Origin of the sequence: Marinomonas sp. THO17, from assembly GCF_040436405.1 — a bacterium.
Classification (GTDB): Bacteria; Pseudomonadota; Gammaproteobacteria; order Pseudomonadales; family Marinomonadaceae; genus Marinomonas.
This window is the reverse complement of sequence record NZ_AP031575.1, coordinates 489305-506533: the sequence shown is the minus strand read 5'-3', so window position 1 is coordinate 506533 and position 17229 is coordinate 489305. Positions and strand designations below refer to the sequence as shown.

General features: G+C 41.7%; 21 protein-coding genes. 7 read left to right on the top strand and 14 right to left on the bottom strand.

Annotated elements, in window-relative coordinates; all coding sequences use genetic code 11:
* Window positions 1–69: 69 nt before the first annotated feature.
* Together ABXS85_RS02410 and prs are read right to left on the bottom strand one after the other, a co-directional pair.
* Entirely contained in the window at window positions 70–1548 is a 1479-nt protein-coding gene (locus ABXS85_RS02410) for a nicotinate phosphoribosyltransferase (RefSeq protein ID WP_353668464.1), read from the bottom strand.
* 26 nt (window positions 1549–1574) lie between these two features.
* Window positions 1575–2405, bottom strand: a complete 831-nt coding sequence (gene prs / locus ABXS85_RS02405; RefSeq protein WP_353668463.1) for a ribose-phosphate diphosphokinase — start codon at window positions 2403–2405, stop codon at window positions 1575–1577.
* Between the two features lie 131 nt (window positions 2406–2536).
* On the opposite strand from prs, the gene ABXS85_RS02400 reads away from it, so the two are divergent.
* Window positions 2537–3259, top strand: a complete 723-nt coding sequence (locus tag ABXS85_RS02400; RefSeq protein ID WP_353668462.1) for an NUDIX domain-containing protein — start codon at window positions 2537–2539, stop codon at window positions 3257–3259.
* A 276-nt stretch (window positions 3260–3535) separates the two neighbouring features.
* Here the strand turns inward: ABXS85_RS02400 and yjjG are convergent, their stop codons facing one another.
* From yjjG to sppA, 5 genes are all read right to left on the bottom strand, one after another.
* Window positions 3536–4243: a pyrimidine 5'-nucleotidase gene (gene yjjG / locus ABXS85_RS02395; RefSeq protein WP_353668461.1), complete on the bottom strand. Its 708-nt coding sequence runs from the start codon at window positions 4241–4243 to the stop codon at window positions 3536–3538.
* 21 nt (window positions 4244–4264) lie between these two features.
* On the bottom strand, window positions 4265–4837 hold the full coding sequence (gene yjjX / locus ABXS85_RS02390) for an inosine/xanthosine triphosphatase (protein WP_353668460.1): 573 nt from the start codon (window positions 4835–4837) through the stop codon (window positions 4265–4267).
* Between the two features lie 66 nt (window positions 4838–4903).
* Window positions 4904–6001 (bottom strand): chorismate synthase, encoded by a 1098-nt coding sequence (gene aroC, locus ABXS85_RS02385; protein ID WP_353668459.1) that lies wholly within the window; start codon window positions 5999–6001, stop codon window positions 4904–4906.
* Window positions 6002–6004: 3 nt separating this feature from the next.
* Window positions 6005–6919, bottom strand: a complete 915-nt coding sequence (gene prmB / locus ABXS85_RS02380) for a 50S ribosomal protein L3 N(5)-glutamine methyltransferase (RefSeq protein ID WP_353668458.1) — start codon at window positions 6917–6919, stop codon at window positions 6005–6007.
* 223 nt (window positions 6920–7142) lie between these two features.
* Window positions 7143–8150, bottom strand: coding sequence for a signal peptide peptidase SppA (gene sppA / locus ABXS85_RS02375; protein WP_353668457.1), 1008 nt, complete (start codon window positions 8148–8150; stop codon window positions 7143–7145).
* A 79-nt stretch (window positions 8151–8229) separates the two neighbouring features.
* Here sppA and ABXS85_RS02370 point away from each other — a divergent pair, with 79 nt between their 5' ends.
* The gene (locus tag ABXS85_RS02370) at window positions 8230–8646 is read left to right on the top strand and encodes a MaoC family dehydratase (protein ID WP_353668456.1); all 417 of its coding nucleotides are present in this window, start codon (window positions 8230–8232) and stop codon (window positions 8644–8646) included.
* 82 nt (window positions 8647–8728) lie between these two features.
* On the opposite strand, the gene sdhD is transcribed toward ABXS85_RS02370, so the two are convergent.
* From sdhD to adhP, 3 genes are all read right to left on the bottom strand, one after another.
* Entirely contained in the window at window positions 8729–9073 is a 345-nt protein-coding gene (sdhD, locus tag ABXS85_RS02365) for a succinate dehydrogenase, hydrophobic membrane anchor protein (RefSeq protein ID WP_353668455.1), read from the bottom strand.
* Complete coding sequence (gene sdhC, locus ABXS85_RS02360; RefSeq protein ID WP_353668454.1) at window positions 9064–9444, bottom strand: succinate dehydrogenase, cytochrome b556 subunit; 381 nt, start codon at window positions 9442–9444, stop codon at window positions 9064–9066. The genes sdhD and sdhC overlap by 10 nt, the downstream gene beginning before the upstream one ends.
* A 305-nt stretch (window positions 9445–9749) precedes the next feature.
* Window positions 9750–10766, bottom strand: coding sequence for an alcohol dehydrogenase AdhP (gene adhP, locus ABXS85_RS02355; protein ID WP_353668453.1), 1017 nt, complete (start codon window positions 10764–10766; stop codon window positions 9750–9752).
* Window positions 10767–10969: 203 nt separating this feature from the next.
* On the opposite strand from adhP, the gene ABXS85_RS02350 reads away from it, so the two are divergent.
* Complete coding sequence (locus ABXS85_RS02350; RefSeq protein ID WP_353668452.1) at window positions 10970–11278, top strand: hypothetical protein; 309 nt, start codon at window positions 10970–10972, stop codon at window positions 11276–11278.
* Window positions 11279–11314: 36 nt separating this feature from the next.
* On the top strand, window positions 11315–11905 hold the full coding sequence (locus ABXS85_RS02345) for a CBS domain-containing protein (protein ID WP_353668451.1): 591 nt from the start codon (window positions 11315–11317) through the stop codon (window positions 11903–11905).
* 32 nt (window positions 11906–11937) lie between these two features.
* Here ABXS85_RS02345 and tusA read toward each other — a convergent pair whose 3' ends face one another.
* Entirely contained in the window at window positions 11938–12171 is a 234-nt protein-coding gene (tusA, locus tag ABXS85_RS02340; protein WP_353668450.1) for a sulfurtransferase TusA, read from the bottom strand.
* Between the two features lie 20 nt (window positions 12172–12191).
* On the bottom strand, window positions 12192–12779 hold the full coding sequence (locus ABXS85_RS02335; protein WP_353668449.1) for an alpha/beta family hydrolase: 588 nt from the start codon (window positions 12777–12779) through the stop codon (window positions 12192–12194).
* Window positions 12780–12906: 127 nt separating this feature from the next.
* On the opposite strand from ABXS85_RS02335, the gene hemN reads away from it, so the two are divergent.
* From hemN to ABXS85_RS02320, 3 genes are read left to right on the top strand one after another with little or no spacing between them, the layout of a single operon-like run.
* On the top strand, window positions 12907–14277 hold the full coding sequence (gene hemN / locus ABXS85_RS02330; RefSeq protein WP_353668448.1) for an oxygen-independent coproporphyrinogen III oxidase: 1371 nt from the start codon (window positions 12907–12909) through the stop codon (window positions 14275–14277).
* 23 nt (window positions 14278–14300) lie between these two features.
* On the top strand, window positions 14301–15062 hold the full coding sequence (gene fnr, locus ABXS85_RS02325; RefSeq protein ID WP_353668447.1) for a fumarate/nitrate reduction transcriptional regulator Fnr: 762 nt from the start codon (window positions 14301–14303) through the stop codon (window positions 15060–15062).
* A gap of 23 nt (window positions 15063–15085) precedes the next feature.
* Window positions 15086–15628 (top strand): adenine phosphoribosyltransferase, encoded by a 543-nt coding sequence (locus ABXS85_RS02320; RefSeq protein ID WP_353668446.1) that lies wholly within the window; start codon window positions 15086–15088, stop codon window positions 15626–15628.
* A 107-nt stretch (window positions 15629–15735) separates the two neighbouring features.
* Here ABXS85_RS02320 and ABXS85_RS02315 read toward each other — a convergent pair whose 3' ends face one another.
* Both ABXS85_RS02315 and ttcA read right to left on the bottom strand, forming a co-directional pair.
* Window positions 15736–16308: a YfaZ family outer membrane protein gene (locus ABXS85_RS02315; protein ID WP_353668445.1), complete on the bottom strand. Its 573-nt coding sequence runs from the start codon at window positions 16306–16308 to the stop codon at window positions 15736–15738.
* Window positions 16309–16318: 10 nt separating this feature from the next.
* Window positions 16319–17158, bottom strand: coding sequence for a tRNA 2-thiocytidine(32) synthetase TtcA (gene ttcA, locus ABXS85_RS02310; protein ID WP_353668444.1), 840 nt, complete (start codon window positions 17156–17158; stop codon window positions 16319–16321).
* Between the last annotated feature and the right edge of the window lie 71 nt (window positions 17159–17229).

The window sequence follows — 17229 nt, the reverse complement described above, 5'->3', positions numbered from 1 at the left end:
GGTACTCAAATTCAAACATCTCCAAATGAAAGTGCCTTAAAAGATGGTATCTATTAAGGCACGACATGGTTAAATGGCTAATCTGTCTCTAATTTCCATTAGAGACTGGTCTATCAACAATGAGCCGTTTTTGAATACGGCTTTTAACTCACCCTGCTTCTCTTGTCCCTGTGTTTGCTGATCGAAGAGCTCAAAACCATTTTTCGTTTTTTCGACACGCAGTAAGCCTCGGGCAGACTTCTTAGTTCCGCTATCGGTAACAGGGTCTTTATAGATTTCTCTTCCTTCTCCGTTAACTTGCCCCCAAGTGGCTTTCATCGCAAATCCAAAGTTATCTCGGGTTAAATACTGATAGGTATAGCTACCAACCCCCAAAACAATGTTGTTTGCAGCAAAGCCTTTTGCTTCCATCCCTTTTAGAATGGCTTCTGCTCGTTGTAGCGTGATGGAATCACCATAGATCAACCCTACTCTTTGGTTGAGCATTTTGTATCCCTTGTCAGTGATATCTCCACCAAAAATATCCCAAAGACATTCTACTGCACCTTTATACTCTGGAGAGCCAGGCTCTGCGCTAGGATCACCGCAAATGATTTTTACAGGATCACCACTGTCTGGTCTAAATACCACTTTAGCAAGGCCGAGGGCATCCTCTTCCCTAGTAAGAATGGTATCCTTCAATTCACTAGCGAAGGTCGTTACCACTTGCCAAAAGTCCCACGTATCAGACACGATACTTACCACGCCTTTTGGATACAGCTCGGTAATTAACCGACGGAAAGTTTCGATCTCGCCATCTTGAGTGCCCATGCACATGACGCTGTGCTCAGTGGCCGGTACGGAAACACCAACCACCCCTTCTGCATTGTAGTAATCTTCGGCGTAATCAATAGCGGCAACAGAATCCGTACCGATAAAACTGGTTAAGTGTCCCATGCTTGATTGAGCAGCATCTTCAATACAACTCATACCACGGAAGCTAAAATCGTGCCCTTGTAATGGCACAAAGTCCAACGGTGCACCGGTTTTAGAGGCATAATTATTTAAAAGTCGCTTGTACTCGTAGGCAATCGTTGCCGTTGTACACATTTTCCATACTTCAGCACTGACACTGGTTTCTAAGTAGTTAGTCAACCAATAAAACTCGGGGAGCGTATTAATTATCGTGAACATGGGCACTTTTATGTTAACGCGACTGCCTTCAGGCAAGGCTTTAATCTCTAATGGCAAGTAGCCTAAATCGTGCAAAGCTTCAATGTGATCTACGGGTATAGCTCCTTCCCCTAATGAAGAGTCCATACGGCGTTTATATTTTGCAATAACGTCTTGCTTAGGTTTGTTGAAGAAATTTTCGTTCCAAGTATCAATCAAGAAACGCTTTATGTAGCCTTGTAAACCAACAAAGACTACTCGATCATCAAAACCATCAATAACAGGCGCTAAGCGAGATGATCTTGGGGTGAAATTAGAGTACACGTATTCTGTTCCCTCTGGATACTGGCGTCTGTGGTCTGCTTTATAGAAGTCTATGGCCATTAATGGATTCATGAAAATACTCCTTTCTTTATAATCTATTAGTAGTTAATTACGTTTAATTTTGTGTTGTTGAAGGCTTTCTCAAAACTGTTGCTGGTGTAAATTTCGTCGATCAAACCATCAAATACTTCGATACCTTTGCTGAAAATCCCATGTGTTACATACAGCACAACCTTCTCTGCTCCTTTTGCTTTAAGCTGCTCAGCGATCTTAATGAAGGTGAAACCGCCATCGCAGATATCGTCGGTAATGATTGCTGTTTTCCCTTTCAAAGACTCAACTCCGACTTCTGTATGAGTGATTTTTCCTGTACTTGGGTCTCGTTTTTTTTCGCACTGAATCATGTAAGGAAGAGAAAAGAACGTTTTAATTGCTTCGCATCGCACTTTGGCGCCGTTATCAGGGCAAACTAATACACTGCTTTCTGCTGTTAATAGGCTTACTAATTTAGGGCTTGTTGCAATAATGTTCTCAGGAGTAATGTTTTGCGCTTGAGTTAGATCGATACCAACCTGACTATGACAATCCCATACAGTCATGCTGTTACAAGCTGTGCTGTTCAATATTCCTGCAAACACTTCTAGTGAGAATGCCTGTCCAGGTGCGCAAACTCTGTCTTGACGAGCATAAGGCAAATACGGAATGGTTAAATTGATCATTAAATCAATACCAAACTTATGGCGCAGAGCATTCACTAGTAATAGCAAATCCATAACATCTGTCGTGTTTTGAATTCGACACTCTAGATCGATTTGGTTGATGTAAAGCAAAGAGGTTTCCGCTAACTGCACATGCCTCTCTCCTCCTGAAAAAGTTAAGAATGCTATATCTAATGCTTCTTGTTGATTTGCTATGGCTCGAATACTCATGTTGACACTCCATTACCTCGTTGTGTGATAATATAGTGTCTTATAGACACTATATTTGTCAACATATTTTTTGTCTTAAAGACACTATGTGCTAATATTATTACTAACAATGTTATTTAAGGTGGTTAAAAATGCACAATTCAGAAGCTGCTTTTCTACAGAAATATGATCGTAGAGATTATCTATCGCCACTTGTTACAGTCGATGCGGCTATTTTTACCTTTCATAATGGACAGCTATTGGTGTTACTCACCAAGCGAAGCGAGTATCCAGAAAAAGATAAATGGGCCTTGCCAGGTGGTTTCGTGGATGAATCAAAAGACTCGTCTTTAGAAGATACAGTGCAACGTAAATTGCAAGAGAAGACTGGTGTTAAAGCTCCTTATATAGAACAACTGATGAGTGTTGGTAACCAGCATAGAGATGCTAGAGGGTGGTCAGTTACTGTGGCTTATACTGCATTAGTCGCTTGGCAAGCTTGTCAAAGCTTTGTTGAGAATGTATCTGAAGTGCGCTGGGAAGTGTATGAAGAAGCATTAACGAAAGATCTCGCGTTTGATCATATAGCGATTATGAAAGCCGCTAGGGAAAGGTTGAAACAGAAAGCTCTCTATTCCATGGTACCAGCTTACGCGCTTCCTGAAGAATTCACATTGCCAGAGTTACAGCATTTTTTAGAAGTTTTGATTGATAAAACCATTCAAAAAAAATCCTTTCGTAGACGTTTAGAGCAAGCAGATATAGTAGAAGAAATTGGCATAAAGGCTCCCTCTGGAAAAGGAAGGCCTTCTACTACTTATAGGCTGAGAGAAAGCGCCAAAGAATTTACTTTTATAAGAAATTTAGAAGTTTAGGGGAAGTGGATAGTAGCACTGCACTCACCTTCCATGCTTGCAATCCATTGGGTCCACGGTGAATATCTAAGCAGTATCTATTGATTCCAGTACAATCAAAACTGTTTCTCAGTTTTTCTGTCGTTCAATATTCAATTACCCGTTGATAATTAAGCCTTTCGATTAAACGCCATTCAATCTTGATTCTGATCTAGATTGTTTGATGGGACTATATAATCTCTTTCTTTTATTTAGATGCGTTGTTTTATAAAGATTTTTAACATCCCAAAAATTTTATTAAAGTGATTTGATAAGGGAATCTTTAAATAACCAGGAGTGTAATTCCATCAGACTGCCAACGCTCTTAGTGGGAATGATATCGGTAGTAATGATGGTATCCGTTTGCTTGTTATGATTTAACCAGCATGTGTCAATACCATATTGGTTGCCACCCAAAATGTCTGATTCCAATGTGTCGCCAACCATGAGTACGTTTTGTTTGTCAGGCTGTCCCATTTTTTCGAAGGCATGATCAAAGATGATTGAGCTGGGTTTGGCGTGCCCTACTTGTTCTGAAATGATCAGGTGGTCAAAGAAATGATGCATGTCTGTTCGTTCTAAACGTATGCTTTGCAACTGGGTAAAACCGTTCGTCATAATGGCCATTTTGGTTCCAGCTTGATGTAGTTGTCTTACCAGCTCTTTAGCGCCAGGAAGGGTTTTACAGATATCCGCCATGGCATGCAGAAAATTTTGATTTAGCTCATGCGAGCTAATACCGAGCCGTTTTGACCATTCATCAAAGCGTCTGGTTTGAAGTTCTGTGGCGGTAATGGCGCCATTTTGGTATGCCACCCATAAAGGTTTGTTGATTTTTTGGTAAGCTTCAAAGTCAGCCTGATCAAAATCGACTTGATGTTGTTTGAACATCTGCTTGAGACCTGAAAAATTATCGAAGTGAAATAAGGTCTCATCGGCATCAAAAATAACCCATTGGTACTTCATAATGGCTTTTCTCTAACGTGCTTAAAAATGAATCGGATGTAGTACTGGTGCCAAGGCTAAGATAATCGCTTGGCTATAGACACTTTCTCGCGTAGCGGCATGATTAGTAAATAACCCAATGGCACCGCCTTTTTGACGAATGTTTACCGTGTTGAAGACGTCATCCATAATGGGGCCAAGTTCTTCATTTTGTTGTAATCTTTGATAAATGGCCGCTGGCAACGGTAGATTGGCGGTGCGGCCAGTATGTAAGTTTCCTTGCTGATCCATAATCGCTACATAGGCAAAGGTCGCAGGCCCTTCTTGAAAGTCATCAACGCCCCCTTCCATAGCAACAGAATATTGCATGTTGGAATCAATAGGATGCTGATGACAATAAATGGCTCTATTTTGTGCGCCCAATCGCGTTTCTGCTTCTGTCATAGGTTGCTCAGCCACGTTAGATGGCGCTGTCATGCCTTGGCAATGAATAATGTGATTAGGGAAAGCCTGTTCAAAAGCACTTTTTGCTGCACTGACCTTGACTGGATTATTGGAACCTACTTGTATTCGAATAACGGAAGACATAAAAACAATCTCTTTTAAATCCTTCATAATTAATCTTCGCTAATCAAAAAAGCCGCAACATAAGAGGCGGCTTTTTTGATTGCTTTGCAAGTTTTACGCTTGCCCTTTTATTATCGGAGTAGCGCACATAACATCGGCATTTTGACCACGATGACGTAATAGATGATCCATTAAAGTAAGCGCCAGCATGGCTTCAGCGATGGGTGTCGCGCGAATGCCCACACAAGGGTCGTGACGTCCCTTGGTGATGATATCAATCGAGTTGCCATCCCGGTCGATACTCTTACCAGGCGTGGTGATGCTTGAAGTGGGTTTCAGAGCAATATTAACTAAGATGTCTTGCCCTGATGAAATGCCGCCTAAAATACCGCCTGCATGATTGCTCAAGAAACCTTCTGGGGTCATCTCATCTCTATGTTCACTGCCTTTTTGTTCAATCACATCAAAACCATCACCAATTTCAACGCCTTTTACTGCATTGATACCCATCATGGCTTTGGCGATATCGGCATCTAAGCGGTCAAACACAGGCGCACCGAGTCCGGGCATGAGGTTGCGAGCAATGACGGTGATTTTAGCCCCCACCGAATCCCCTGCACGACGCAAAGCTGTCATGTATTCTTCAAGTTGTGGAATGGCATCAGGGTCTGGACTGAAAAAGCTGTTATCGTACACTTGCGACAGATCTTTGGTGTCCAGCTTAATGGGGCCAAGTTGAGATAGAAAGCCTTGAATTTCGATACCAAACTGCTGTTTGAGATACTTTTTGGCAATGGCGCCAGCAGCCACTCGCATGGCTGTTTCTCTGGCCGATGAACGACCACCTCCGCGATAGTCTCGAAAACCGTACTTCTGGTCGTAGGTGTAATCTGCGTGAGCTGGGCGGAAAGTATTCGCTATGTTGCCATAATCTTTAGAGCGTTGATCGGTATTTTCAATCAGTAGGCCTATTGGTGTGCCGGTCGTTTTGCCTTCAAACACGCCAGATAAGATTTTGACTTGATCGGGTTCGCGACGTTGCGTGGTGTGTTTAGATGTGCCTGGTTTTCTCAAATCGAGATCGCGCTGTAGATCGGCTTCACTGATTTCAATGCCTGGAGGGCAGCCATCGACTATGGCGCCTAAGGCCAACCCATGACTTTCACCAAACGTGGTGACTTTAAAAAGCGTTCCAAAAGTATTGCCGGACATAGATTAATTTTGCTCGTGTAATAGTTCGTTTAATTGTTCTTTGGTTAAGATAAACACGCCGTTACCACCCTGCTCTAACTCAACCCACATAAAAGGGGTATCAGGATAGGCTTCTTGTAGAGCGATTTCTGTGTTGCCAACTTCGTACACAAGAATACCATCATCCTTAAGGTAATGGGCGACTTGATGTAGGAATTTGTGGGTAAATTCTAAGCCGTCCTCCCCAGAGGTAAGTGCCAGTTGCGGCTCATTGTGAAATTCTTGCGGTGCCGTATCAAAATCCTTTTTGTCTACGTACGGTGGGTTGCAAATGATCAATTCATATTGTTTGCCTTGCAAGGCTGCAAACATATCAGAGTGAATGGTCTGTACTCTGTCTTCTAGTTGATGACGCTGTATGTTTTTCTTGGCAATGTCGAGGGCGGCTTCGCTAATATCTGTCATATCCACCTGAGCATCTTCAAACACCAAGGATGCGGCAATGCCAAGGCAGCCTGATCCCGTGCACATGTCTAAAATGTTAAAGGGGTAATGCATCAGCCAAGGTGAAAATTCGCACTCCAATAAAGACAAAATTGGCGATCGGGGAATCAGAGTGTCTTTGCTAACGTAGAATGGCAAGCCCATAAACCATGCCTCGCCCAGCAGGTATGGCAAGGGTTCACGATCGTTTATACGACGGTGGACAAGTTTGACTATCTGCTTTTTTTCGTTTTGAGTGAGGGCGCAATCCAGCATGTCGCGATCAAAATCTAAGGGTAATTTTAATGCTCCCATCACCAGCTGTACGGCTTCATCCCAAGGATTGTCTGTACCGTGGCCATAGAATAAATCGGCATTTTGAAAGCGTGTGTAGGTCCAGCGGATAAAGTCTTTAATATTAGATAAATCGCGAATGGCAGATTGTCTGTTGCTCATTACGTCTTATTTGCCCTTGAGATGAATTTGAAGCGCACAGTATAACGATTATTCTTAGTTGGCTCCATGTTTCTTAGGTGAGATGCCTTATTGTAAGAATTCACCATGCAAAAATGTAAATTGCTTACACAGTCTGGCGTAAGGGCTTATTGGATAGACATAAAAAAAGCGCCCTTTATTCTGATCTAGAAATGGCGCTTTTGAAGACTAACTCTTTAAGCGGTTACTGTATATTAACTTGCTTAAAAGCTTGTAATGCAAACTCAACACCCAATTCTTTGGCCAGTTCTTTTAGTGGTTCTTCTTTCGGTTCAAACAAGATAGGCTTGGCCTCAGGAAAACGCATGTCCAAAAGTTGATTAATGCTGGCTAATCCATCAATCAGGCCAATTTTTTCCGCTTGTGAACCAGTAAAGACCATACCGGAAAACACATCGTCTGTTATTTGCAATTTATCGCCTCGCCCTGCTTTTACGGCATTAATAAATTGTTGGTGTGTTTCGTTCAGAACAGATTGCCACTTTGGTTTCGCTTCATCCGTCATGGGGGTAAAGGGGTCAAGAAATGCTTTGTTGCGACCGGCGGTAAAGACTCTGCGCTCGACGCCGATTTTCTCAAGGAACTCACTGGCCTCAAAGCCCGCGGAAATGACTCCGATTGATCCCACTAGACTGGCTTGGTTGGCATAAATTTCATCCGCCGCTGAGGCAATGTAATAGCCACCCGATGCCGCCATGTCGCCTACCACCACTATGACAGGGATATCAGGATACACAGCTTGTTTGTTACGTATGGCATCATAAATAATGCCTGAATGCACTGGACTGCCCCCTGGGCTGTTTAGCTCTATCACCACACCTTGTAATTGCGGTGTACGGAAAGCTTGATCCAAAAGAGACACCATTTCTGTTGACTCAATGTCTGACTCAGCACCAATAACGCCTTGCATTGGGATAATGGCGACCGTATTTCCTTGTATGCCAATGTCATCCATATTAATACGAGAAAACCAAGTCACTAGGATGCCAACAAAAATCCCTAAACTGACAAAACGAAAAAATATTTTCCAACGTCTTGCCCGACGCTTTTCCGCTACATTTTCAGCCAGGGTTTCTTTTAGTAGGCTCCAAATTTCTTGATTTGGGTTAATGTCTTGTGAAGATTCCATGTCCAAAGGATTTTGCTGCGCAGTTTGCGCTGCCTGTTTATCCTCTTCTTCCGTCCAGCTCATTGATTGTCAACCTTAAATGTTTGTTAATTGGATATCTGAAAGTGTAACATAGCGAAAATTTTGATAATAAGGATTCCCTATGAACAAAGGTTATACGCTTGAAGAATTAACTCTAGATCAAACCGTAGAACTGGTGAAAAAGGTCTCTCAGGAAGATGTTAATCTATTTGCACAAGTTACTGGTGACACCAATCCGGTTCATCTTGATGCTGAATACGCCGCAACCACATCCTTTGGCCAACCCATTGCTCATGGCATGCTAACCGCTGGTTTTATTTCAGCAGCCATAGGTACACAGCTTCCAGGACCGGGTTGCATCTATCTTGAGCAAAGCTTGAAGTTTCGTGCTCCTGTACTGATTGGGCAAGAAGTTGTCACCAAGGTCACCGTGATCGATATAAATGAGCGCCGCCGCCGGGTTACTCTTAAGACAATATGCGAATGTGAGGGCAAGGTGGTTGTGTCAGGTGAAGCCACTATTATGATGCCAGCTTGATTATGCTTGTCAGTAAAAAGGGGTTGCTAGTTAACTAGCAACCCCTTTTTTAAAGGTATATTTATATAAAGCCAGCTATCTGCTAGCTCCAGAGCATATATAAACCCGCTACAAGATAAACTAGGCTGATTAAACGAACCAATAAATTAAAAAGCAAATTAATCAAAATGCCTTTAACGTAATCCGTACTGATTTGCCATCCTGCTAATACAGAGTTAAATGCCGCCATAATCAAAACTAGACTTGAAAAGACTTTAAACCACATAGGTGCAAGTAAGGCCGACAAATCCGCCAAGCTAGCTGGCTGATGATCGATTAATAAAATGACAGTCACAATAGCCCAAATACAGATCAAAGCATTCGCTATGCGCTGAAAAAGCCATTCTTTTGTTCCGCTTCTTGCTTTGTCCGCAGCACTTATAGCCATACCCAAACTCCTGAAAAAATGCTTAATAGAATACCTAGGCCGATTGCAACTCTGGCAATCATTAGACCACTTTCAAGCTCTTCAAAATGACCAAAGTCTTGAATAATGTGCTTCAGCGTTGCCACTATGTAGTAGCCAAACGCCGTCAACAGACCCCATACAATAAACTGACCAATAAAGTTTTCAGTAATAAACCCAAAGACAGCATCAAAATTGTCATTTGATTGTAGAGAGAAATAGCCAGCAGCCAAGGCCATACCCAAGCCCACCCAAATGATGACAGCTGAGATACGATGCAAAATAGAGGCTATTGCCGTAATGGGCAGACGTATGGTCTTTATATCTAAGTTGACCGGTCGAGTTTTGCTCATTATTGAGCTCCTTTATCAATCAATACGCGGTTGGATAATTTGTTTCAAGTCGACTCATAGGATGGCAGAATTACGCAACACTGAGTAATGACTTCGAAAAAACGCCCTTATTCTAATACAAACTGATACAGAACATGAGTGCTAAATGCATAGTATTGACGTATTTTTCCAATAATGCTCGAAATAGACGGCAAAAATGTTTACTGGAATTGAGTAAGGCAAAGTTAGTGATGTGAAAAATTGAATGATGTGAAAAGTTGAGTGCGCCTGCCTTTGCGCACTCAATGAGGATTGATGCTAAGAAGTTAAGAGCTTATGCCCATGACAATACGGCCTGTGATTTCGCCTTTTTCCATATCAGCAAAGATGTCATTAATGTCTTCCAAACGCTTTTCTTCTATGATGGCTTTAACCTTACCTCGGGCGGCAAAATCAAGACATTCTTCAAGATCTTTGCGGGTGCCGACAATAGAGCCAACCACACTGACGCCATTGAGAACAGTATTGAATATGGGTAATGGCATTTCCTCTGGTGGCAATCCTACTAGAACGCACTTGCCCCCACGCCTTACCACATCGTAACTTTGTCTAAAGCCAACTTTGCTCACGGCGGTGCAAATACTGCCATGAACACCAGCTGTTAATTCATTAATTTCAGCTACTACATTGTCGATGTTGAAATCATAAAATGCTTCCGCACCCAGTTTTTCCGCCAATTGTCGTTTGGCATCTCCTGTGTCGACGGCCACTACCCTAAATCCCATAGCAACGGCGTATTGAATCGCTAAGTGCCCTAAGCCGCCAATACCGAATATGGCAACCCAGTCCCCAGGCTTGGCTTCGGACACTTTCAATGCCTTATAAGTGGTTACTCCAGCACAGAATAAAGGCGCGGCTTCAAGATAACTCAAACCGTCAGGAATCTTTACAATATAATCGGCATGAGCCGCGCAGAACTCGGCATAACTGCCTGCCACAGAATAGCCCGCATTTTGCTGTGACAAACAAAGATTTTCATCTCCTGCCAAGCAGTATTCACAGTGACCACAAGCACTATAGAGCCAAGGGATACCAACACGATCACCTATACTAAGATGTTTAACGCTGGCACCTAGTTCCACTATTTCACCAACGCCTTCGTGTCCCGGAATCAAAGGCAGTGTTGGCTTAACGGGCCAATCCCCATGACAAGCATGAAGGTCTGTGTGGCAAACCCCACAGGCATGAATTTTGACCAGTACTTGATGGTCTTGAATTTCGGGTTTGGCTAATGTCTCGATGTTTAAGTTGTCACCAAATTGATTTGCAACTGCCGCTTTCATCATCTTCTCCTAAAAGTGATATCGACCGTTAAAATTGTAGGCAATTAAAAAGACAATAGACGCGACATAGATCAATATATGATCAGATTTTCATGGGCTTAAATCATGCACAGAGTGCAAATTTTGGGCATCTTTACAAAAATACTGTGCTTTTTTGTTTAACAGGCATATATTGAAGGTGTTGTTATTTTTGTAGGTGTGAAATGAAAACACAATTACTCATCATATTGGCCGTTTTGCTGTCGTCATTATTGACAGTGTCTCAGCGCGCTAATGCCAATGAAGTGAGTCAATTGCGTTGGATAGAACCTGCTATAGAACAAGCTTTTACCGAGACCAGTGTCGCCGATCAGGAAATAAGCTCTGACAAAGATATAGGTCAAAATCAAAGTTTCTTGCCGTTAACATTTGTTAGAAAATTCAATCTCTACAATAGCCTGCAGGATTTTACCCCCCGCCCCTACTTAACCCTAACCGAAGCCAGAGCGCCGCCTAGTCATAACCTCATCTAATTGTTTTTTATTTTTATTGTATCGAGGAACATGGCTATGAAAACGCTAACTTATGTATCTACAAAAGACGTAAACGAACTAACTTGGCCCGTAATGGCTGATAATACCAATCTCTATTCACCCGCTCTAACCGTATTTACGGATTTTAAAACGGGTGGACCAAGAGTGATTGAATCTAATGTAAGAGCAGACGAACTGGTAAAATTAATGCGTAAAGAGCATGTGCGTATGAAGTTGGTAGTCGACGCTGGCAATCATTTTATCGGAGTGATCAGTCTGGAAGATCTTTCTGAGGATATTTTCATTAAGCAAGTAGCAGATGGTTACCAGCGCTCGGAATTATTGGTTGCCGATTTAATGCGCCCAAAGGAAAACTTACTGGCTTTATCATATAAATCATTGGCGAACTCAGATATTGAATCCTTGTTGTTTAGTCAACGTAACAATCAGTATCAACACTTATTGGTTATTGACGAGGACACCAAATCCATTCGAGGCTTAGTGTCTTCAAATGATGTGGCAAGAGAATTGCGCTTGGATATCGACGTATCATTCTCTAACTTTCAACAAATCTATAAAATTGCTGTACAAGGCGATAAGACTAATCAAAAACTCAGAGTGGCCTAATGGGTTGCGCATGAGCACTTGAAATAGGGGCGTTAAGCCCCCTTTTTTTCGATCCAATAATAATAGATGTTCTCGTGTTCTTCTTGTTGAACCAGTTTATGGCCTAAAAATTGGCAGAACTTTGGAATATCTCGTGTGGTGGATGGGTCCGTTGCTATGACCTTTAATACTTCGTTTGCCGCTATTTTTCGCATCTCCCCATGTAACATCATGACGGGTTCAGGGCAAAGAAGACCACTCGCATCAAGCTCAGCTTGGTGTTCCATTCAAAACCTCTTTTAATTAATTACTGTTTCGCTATTTGCTTTAGCCATGCAAGTGTTACTTTAGCCAATTCGGCAATGACATCTTGTTGGCTTCGCTGATATTTTTTTAACAATTTAAAGTCATGGTCAGCACCTTCGATCCAATGCATTTGAATCTTGCTATTAAGCGTTTGCTGATTCACCCAATCAAAATTTCCAAGTCCATCCCGCGTGCCTTGGATGATTAGACAAGGCTTGGCTAGATTTTCTAAAAAGGATAAACGATTTTTCTCCGGTTTGCCTTGTGGGTAAAAAGGAAAGCCGTAACAAACAACTCCTTTAATATTTGGCAATTCAGTAAGCTGTGTTGCCACCCTGCTCCCCATGGACTTTCCTGCCAGCACACAATCGCTAGTATTTTTAATATGTGCCTCTAACTCAGTAACCAAGGTAGGAAATCTAGGCGGTGGCCGTTTTTTCCCGTTGCTTTCTTGGATTTTCATATAGTCAAAGGTTATAGGTTCAACGGAACAGGTCTGATGCGCATTTAACTCCATTCTTAATTGTGTGAGAAAATCGCTTTGATGGCCTGCCCCAGCACCATGGGTTAATACAAGTCTGCTTGTCATAGAATGCCGCAAAAGCTTCAATTATAGGGATTTAATTCACTTGGGTCTAAATTTATTGATCTAGGTCAGCTAACGGACGTTGGGCAAAGAGTACACTTCCTATTAGAAATTTTAATAGGAGCAAGTAATGATTTGGGATGATGCTCTAATCGCCAAGTATGACCTTTCAGGGCCACGATACACTTCATATCCTACCGCGCCGCAATTTGATGTGAATATTGATAAAGTCGCTTTAATTACCAATATGATGGCGCCATCGCGTGCGCCATTGAGCTTGTATTTCCACATCCCTTTTTGTGCGAACCTTTGCTACTACTGTGCTTGTAATAAAATAGTCACCAAGCAATATGATAAAGGCTCTGATTATGTTGAGCTGTTGGGCGAAGAAATGCGTTTGAGAAGTCTGATGCTAGACAATCGTCGTGAGGTGACACAATTACATTTTGGGGGCGGCACCCCCACTTTTTTGAATACTCAACATTTTCGTATCTTGTTTGCTCATCTGCACGATAATTTTAATTTGCAGCAAGATGGGCGTCAGGACTTTAGTATTGAAATTGACCCTAGAGAAATTGATGAGGATAAGCTTGCAGAATTAGTTTCACTTGGCATTAATAGAATTAGCCTAGGCGTGCAAGATTTTGACCCTAAGGTTCAGCAAAGTATTCACCGCGTCCAGTCCTATGATTTGGTCAAGGCGTTAGTTAATAACGCCCGTGAACTGGGTATTCAATCTATTAATTTTGATCTTATTTATGGTTTGCCTTTTCAGTCCGTGTCTGGTTTTAAGAAAACATTAGACGATGTAATTAGGTTATCGCCTGACCGAATATCCTTATTTAACTATGCACATTTACCTAACCGTTTTCGTTCACAAAAACGTTTGCCAGAAGAACACTTGCCTCCTGCCAAAGAAAAACTGGCTATACTCAAGATGAGCATTAATTATTTGCTGGACTCAGGTTATGAATACATAGGTATGGATCATTTTGCCAAACCGCAAGATGCACTGACCAAAGCTCGTGATGCGGGGTTGTTACATCGTAATTTCCAAGGCTACACCACACATTCTGGCACAGATTTACTCGCCTTCGGTGTTTCTGGGATTAGCAACATCAATGGGGTTTACATGCAAAACCTATTGGAATTGAATGCCTACAAAGAAAGTATCGAAAACGGACAGCTAGCCATTGCAAAAGGATATATCAGTAATAATGACGATCGTATTCGTCATGATGTTATTATGACCTTATTGTCCCAATTTCAACTGAGTTTTGATTTTATTGAGAAAAAACATAAGATTAAATTTGTCGAATATTTCTCTGATGAGCTGGCAAGATTGGAGCCAATTCTCGCAGATAATATGGTGCAATACTTTTCATCTCAAGGCAGAAATGGGATAAGAGTAACCGAACGAGGCAGATTGCTAATACGTTGCGTTTGTATGGTGTTCGATAAACATCTTAATAGTGCAATACAGTATTCAAAAGTTATCTAGATTTCTATCAGGGAGAACTCACTATGGCTATTACACACGCTCAGCCTAGATTCAGCAGTAAACTTACTTCACAGTGTCAGAATTGCAGTCTAAACGCATTATGCCTTCCTATTGCATTAGCTGATGAAGACATTAACCGACTTGATCAAATTATTGAACGTAAGCGTCCGCTTAAAAAAGGTGAATTTTTATTCCGTCAGGGAGATGCTTTTGGTTCACTCTTTGCCGTTCGTTCAGGCACATTAAAAACCTACAAAATTACTTCTTTTGGTGAAGAACAGATTACTGGTTTTTACTGCCCCAGTGAGCTATTGGGGTTAAGTGGTATTGATTCAAACAGTTACCCTGTTTCTGCTAAAGCATTAGAAACAACGACCGTATGCGAAATTCCGTTTGCCCATCTTGAAGATTTATCCAATCAAATTCCTTCATTGAAGCACCAAATTTTTCGTTTGATGAGCCGAAAAATCTCAGATGATCAGCAGATGATGGTGTTATTAGGCAAAAAAAATGCCGATGAAAAAGTCGCCTCTTTTCTATTAAATCTGTCTAATAGGTTTAAAAAACGTGGCTATTCTGCTTCAGCATTTCGCTTATCAATGTCTCGAGGCGAGATGGGTAATTATCTTGGCTTAGCAGTTGAGACAGTGAGTCGCGTCATTACTCGCTTTCAGAAAAATGAACTGATTCATGTTGATGGTAAGGAAATACAAATCGTGAATTTTGAAGAGATGCAAAAACTCATTGGCGTAGCGCCTGATTGTGATAAAATTGCACACTTTTGAATAATACAGAGGCAATTTTCGAGATGCTTTACGATGATTTTTACGTTAAATCTCTCATTCGAACCGTAGAAGACTGGCCAAAGGAAGGTATTAGTTTTCGTGATATCACCCCTATTTTCAGTGATCCCAAAGGCATGAGAATGGTTGTGGATGCGTATATTCATCGCTACATCGATTCCGATATTACTCACATAGCTTGCATTGATGCTCGCGGCTTCTTAATTGCTGCTGTGTTAGCTTATGAGTTACAAAAGCCTCTTATTCTGGTTCGTAAAAAAGGCAAATTACCAGGCAAGACCATTTCTCAAAAGTACGCATTGGAATACGGCGAAGCTGAGTTGGAGATTCAACAAGGCTCGGTTAATTCTGGTGATCAAGTGCTATTATTTGACGATTTGATTGCGACTGGTGGTACCCTGTTTGCTGCCATCAAGTTATTAACAGCTCAAGGTGCCAATATTAAAGAAGTGGCAGCCATTATTGATTTACCGGATTTAGGTGGCAGCCAGAAATTACGTGATACTCAGGTTCCCGTGTTCAGCTTGTGCGCTTTTGATGGTGAATAAGGAACTTTAAGCCTTGTTTTCGATAAGCTGGGCAATATAAAAGGTGGCCATCATTTGGCCACCTTTTATATTTCAGCAATTTTTAATCTTCAAACTATCGCATTGAATTAAAATTCAACTTCTGCACCAACAGCAAAGCCTGTATTGGCTTCTTTACGACTATTATCATCAAAAACAATGACAGTATTACCGTAACGTACAAAAGCGCGAGCATTTCTCATGGTCATGTATTCTAGTCGGAACTCATAAGTATACATGTGATCTAGGTTGGTAAATGACAGCACCTCAGGTGCGTAATAACCAGATCCATAGATAGCAACGCGATTAGCCTCTTGAAGTGTGTAGCGATACCAACCGCCAAGCGCTATCGCTGTATAGATATCGTCGTCATCAACCGTTCTGTCTGCCTCAACAGCGTATACTCGAGCGCCAATGCCAATTTGCAGGGGCCCTGAAGCACCTTCGGAATCCTGAACATTGAAGCCCAAATACCCAGCTGTGATGCTTTCATCCTTATCATAGGACACCCCTCCTCCAAGACCAAAGGTACCCATATCCAAATTCACATCACCTTGAACAGTATCATTGGTTAAATGAACGGTCGCTGTTGAAGCTGCAGTGGCAATGGATGAGCCTAATAGACCTAGAGTTAGGAAAAGGGCTTTAAGGTTTAAATTCATTTCGCAAATCCTATAGTGAAATAATATTAAGTCGATCAAGAGCTGAAGAAGATTGCTTCAGCTCTTTAAAATTAAATAATTCTGTGTCGGCTAAGTGAGATGGTACAACATTTTGCATGGCAGTAAACATAGTATCGGTACGTCCGGGGTGCTCCCTTTCCCAATTTTGCAACATGTCTTTTACTACTTGTCGTTGTAAGTTTTCCTGTGAACCACATAAGTTACAAGGGATGATAGGAAAGTTCTTTAACTCAGCAAAGGCTTCGATGTCTTTTTCTTTGCAATAAGCAAGCGGGCGAATAACAATATGTTTGCCGTCGTCACTTAGTAATTTGGGGGGCATGGATTTTAGTTTGCCACCAAAAAACATATTCAAGAATAAGGTTTCTAATATGTCATCACGATGGTGGCCAAGGGCAATTTTTGTCGCGCCTATCTCTTCAGCAAAACCATATAAAGAGCCGCGACGTAAGCGTGAACATAAGCCGCAAGTTGTTTTACCCTCTGGCACCACTTCTTTAACAATACTGTAGGTATCGCGCTCTAAAATATGAAAATCCACTCCGGTTTCTTGCAAATAAGCGGGTAAAATATGCTCTGGGAAACCAGGTTGTTTTTGATCAAGATTGACTGCAACGATTGAGAAATCAATCGGTGCACTGGCTTGCAGATTACGTAGAATCTCAAGCATAGTATAAGAATCTTTACCGCCAGATAAACACACCATAACCTTATCGCCTTCTTCAATCATATTGAAATCGGCAATGGCTTGACCTGTCAATCTTCTAAGGCGTTTCTGCAGCTTATTCAGCTCTAATTTTTCTTTGGGACGATTTGATAGATCCATCATTCACACACTAAAAACAAAACAGATGCATTTTACTATAAGCGCATACACATAGCATTAAAAATGCAGCGTCA

Bases quoted from the DNA above. Each gene is read 5' to 3' on its own strand.
- ABXS85_RS02410 (WP_353668464.1), bottom strand. From the start codon at position 1,548: ATGAATCCATTAATGGCCATAGACTTCTATAAAGCAGACCACAGACGC.
- prs (WP_353668463.1), bottom strand. From the start codon at position 2,405: ATGAGTATTCGAGCCATAGCAAATCAACAAGAAGCATTAGATATAGCA.
- ABXS85_RS02400 (WP_353668462.1), top strand. From the start codon at position 2,537: ATGCACAATTCAGAAGCTGCTTTTCTACAGAAATATGATCGTAGAGAT.
- yjjG (WP_353668461.1), bottom strand. From the start codon at position 4,243: ATGAAGTACCAATGGGTTATTTTTGATGCCGATGAGACCTTATTTCAC.
- yjjX (WP_353668460.1), bottom strand. From the start codon at position 4,837: ATGAAGGATTTAAAAGAGATTGTTTTTATGTCTTCCGTTATTCGAATA.
- aroC (WP_353668459.1), bottom strand. From the start codon at position 6,001: ATGTCCGGCAATACTTTTGGAACGCTTTTTAAAGTCACCACGTTTGGT.
- prmB (WP_353668458.1), bottom strand. From the start codon at position 6,919: ATGAGCAACAGACAATCTGCCATTCGCGATTTATCTAATATTAAAGAC.
- sppA (WP_353668457.1), bottom strand. From the start codon at position 8,150: ATGAGCTGGACGGAAGAAGAGGATAAACAGGCAGCGCAAACTGCGCAG.
- ABXS85_RS02370 (WP_353668456.1), top strand. From the start codon at position 8,230: ATGAACAAAGGTTATACGCTTGAAGAATTAACTCTAGATCAAACCGTA.
- sdhD (WP_353668455.1), bottom strand. From the start codon at position 9,073: ATGGCTATAAGTGCTGCGGACAAAGCAAGAAGCGGAACAAAAGAATGG.
- sdhC (WP_353668454.1), bottom strand. From the start codon at position 9,444: ATGAGCAAAACTCGACCGGTCAACTTAGATATAAAGACCATACGTCTG.
- adhP (WP_353668453.1), bottom strand. From the start codon at position 10,766: ATGAAAGCGGCAGTTGCAAATCAATTTGGTGACAACTTAAACATCGAG.
- ABXS85_RS02350 (WP_353668452.1), top strand. From the start codon at position 10,970: ATGAAAACACAATTACTCATCATATTGGCCGTTTTGCTGTCGTCATTA.
- ABXS85_RS02345 (WP_353668451.1), top strand. From the start codon at position 11,315: ATGAAAACGCTAACTTATGTATCTACAAAAGACGTAAACGAACTAACT.
- tusA (WP_353668450.1), bottom strand. From the start codon at position 12,171: ATGGAACACCAAGCTGAGCTTGATGCGAGTGGTCTTCTTTGCCCTGAA.
- ABXS85_RS02335 (WP_353668449.1), bottom strand. From the start codon at position 12,779: ATGACAAGCAGACTTGTATTAACCCATGGTGCTGGGGCAGGCCATCAA.
- hemN (WP_353668448.1), top strand. From the start codon at position 12,907: ATGATTTGGGATGATGCTCTAATCGCCAAGTATGACCTTTCAGGGCCA.
- fnr (WP_353668447.1), top strand. From the start codon at position 14,301: ATGGCTATTACACACGCTCAGCCTAGATTCAGCAGTAAACTTACTTCA.
- ABXS85_RS02320 (WP_353668446.1), top strand. From the start codon at position 15,086: ATGCTTTACGATGATTTTTACGTTAAATCTCTCATTCGAACCGTAGAA.
- ABXS85_RS02315 (WP_353668445.1), bottom strand. From the start codon at position 16,308: ATGAATTTAAACCTTAAAGCCCTTTTCCTAACTCTAGGTCTATTAGGC.
- ttcA (WP_353668444.1), bottom strand. From the start codon at position 17,158: ATGATGGATCTATCAAATCGTCCCAAAGAAAAATTAGAGCTGAATAAG.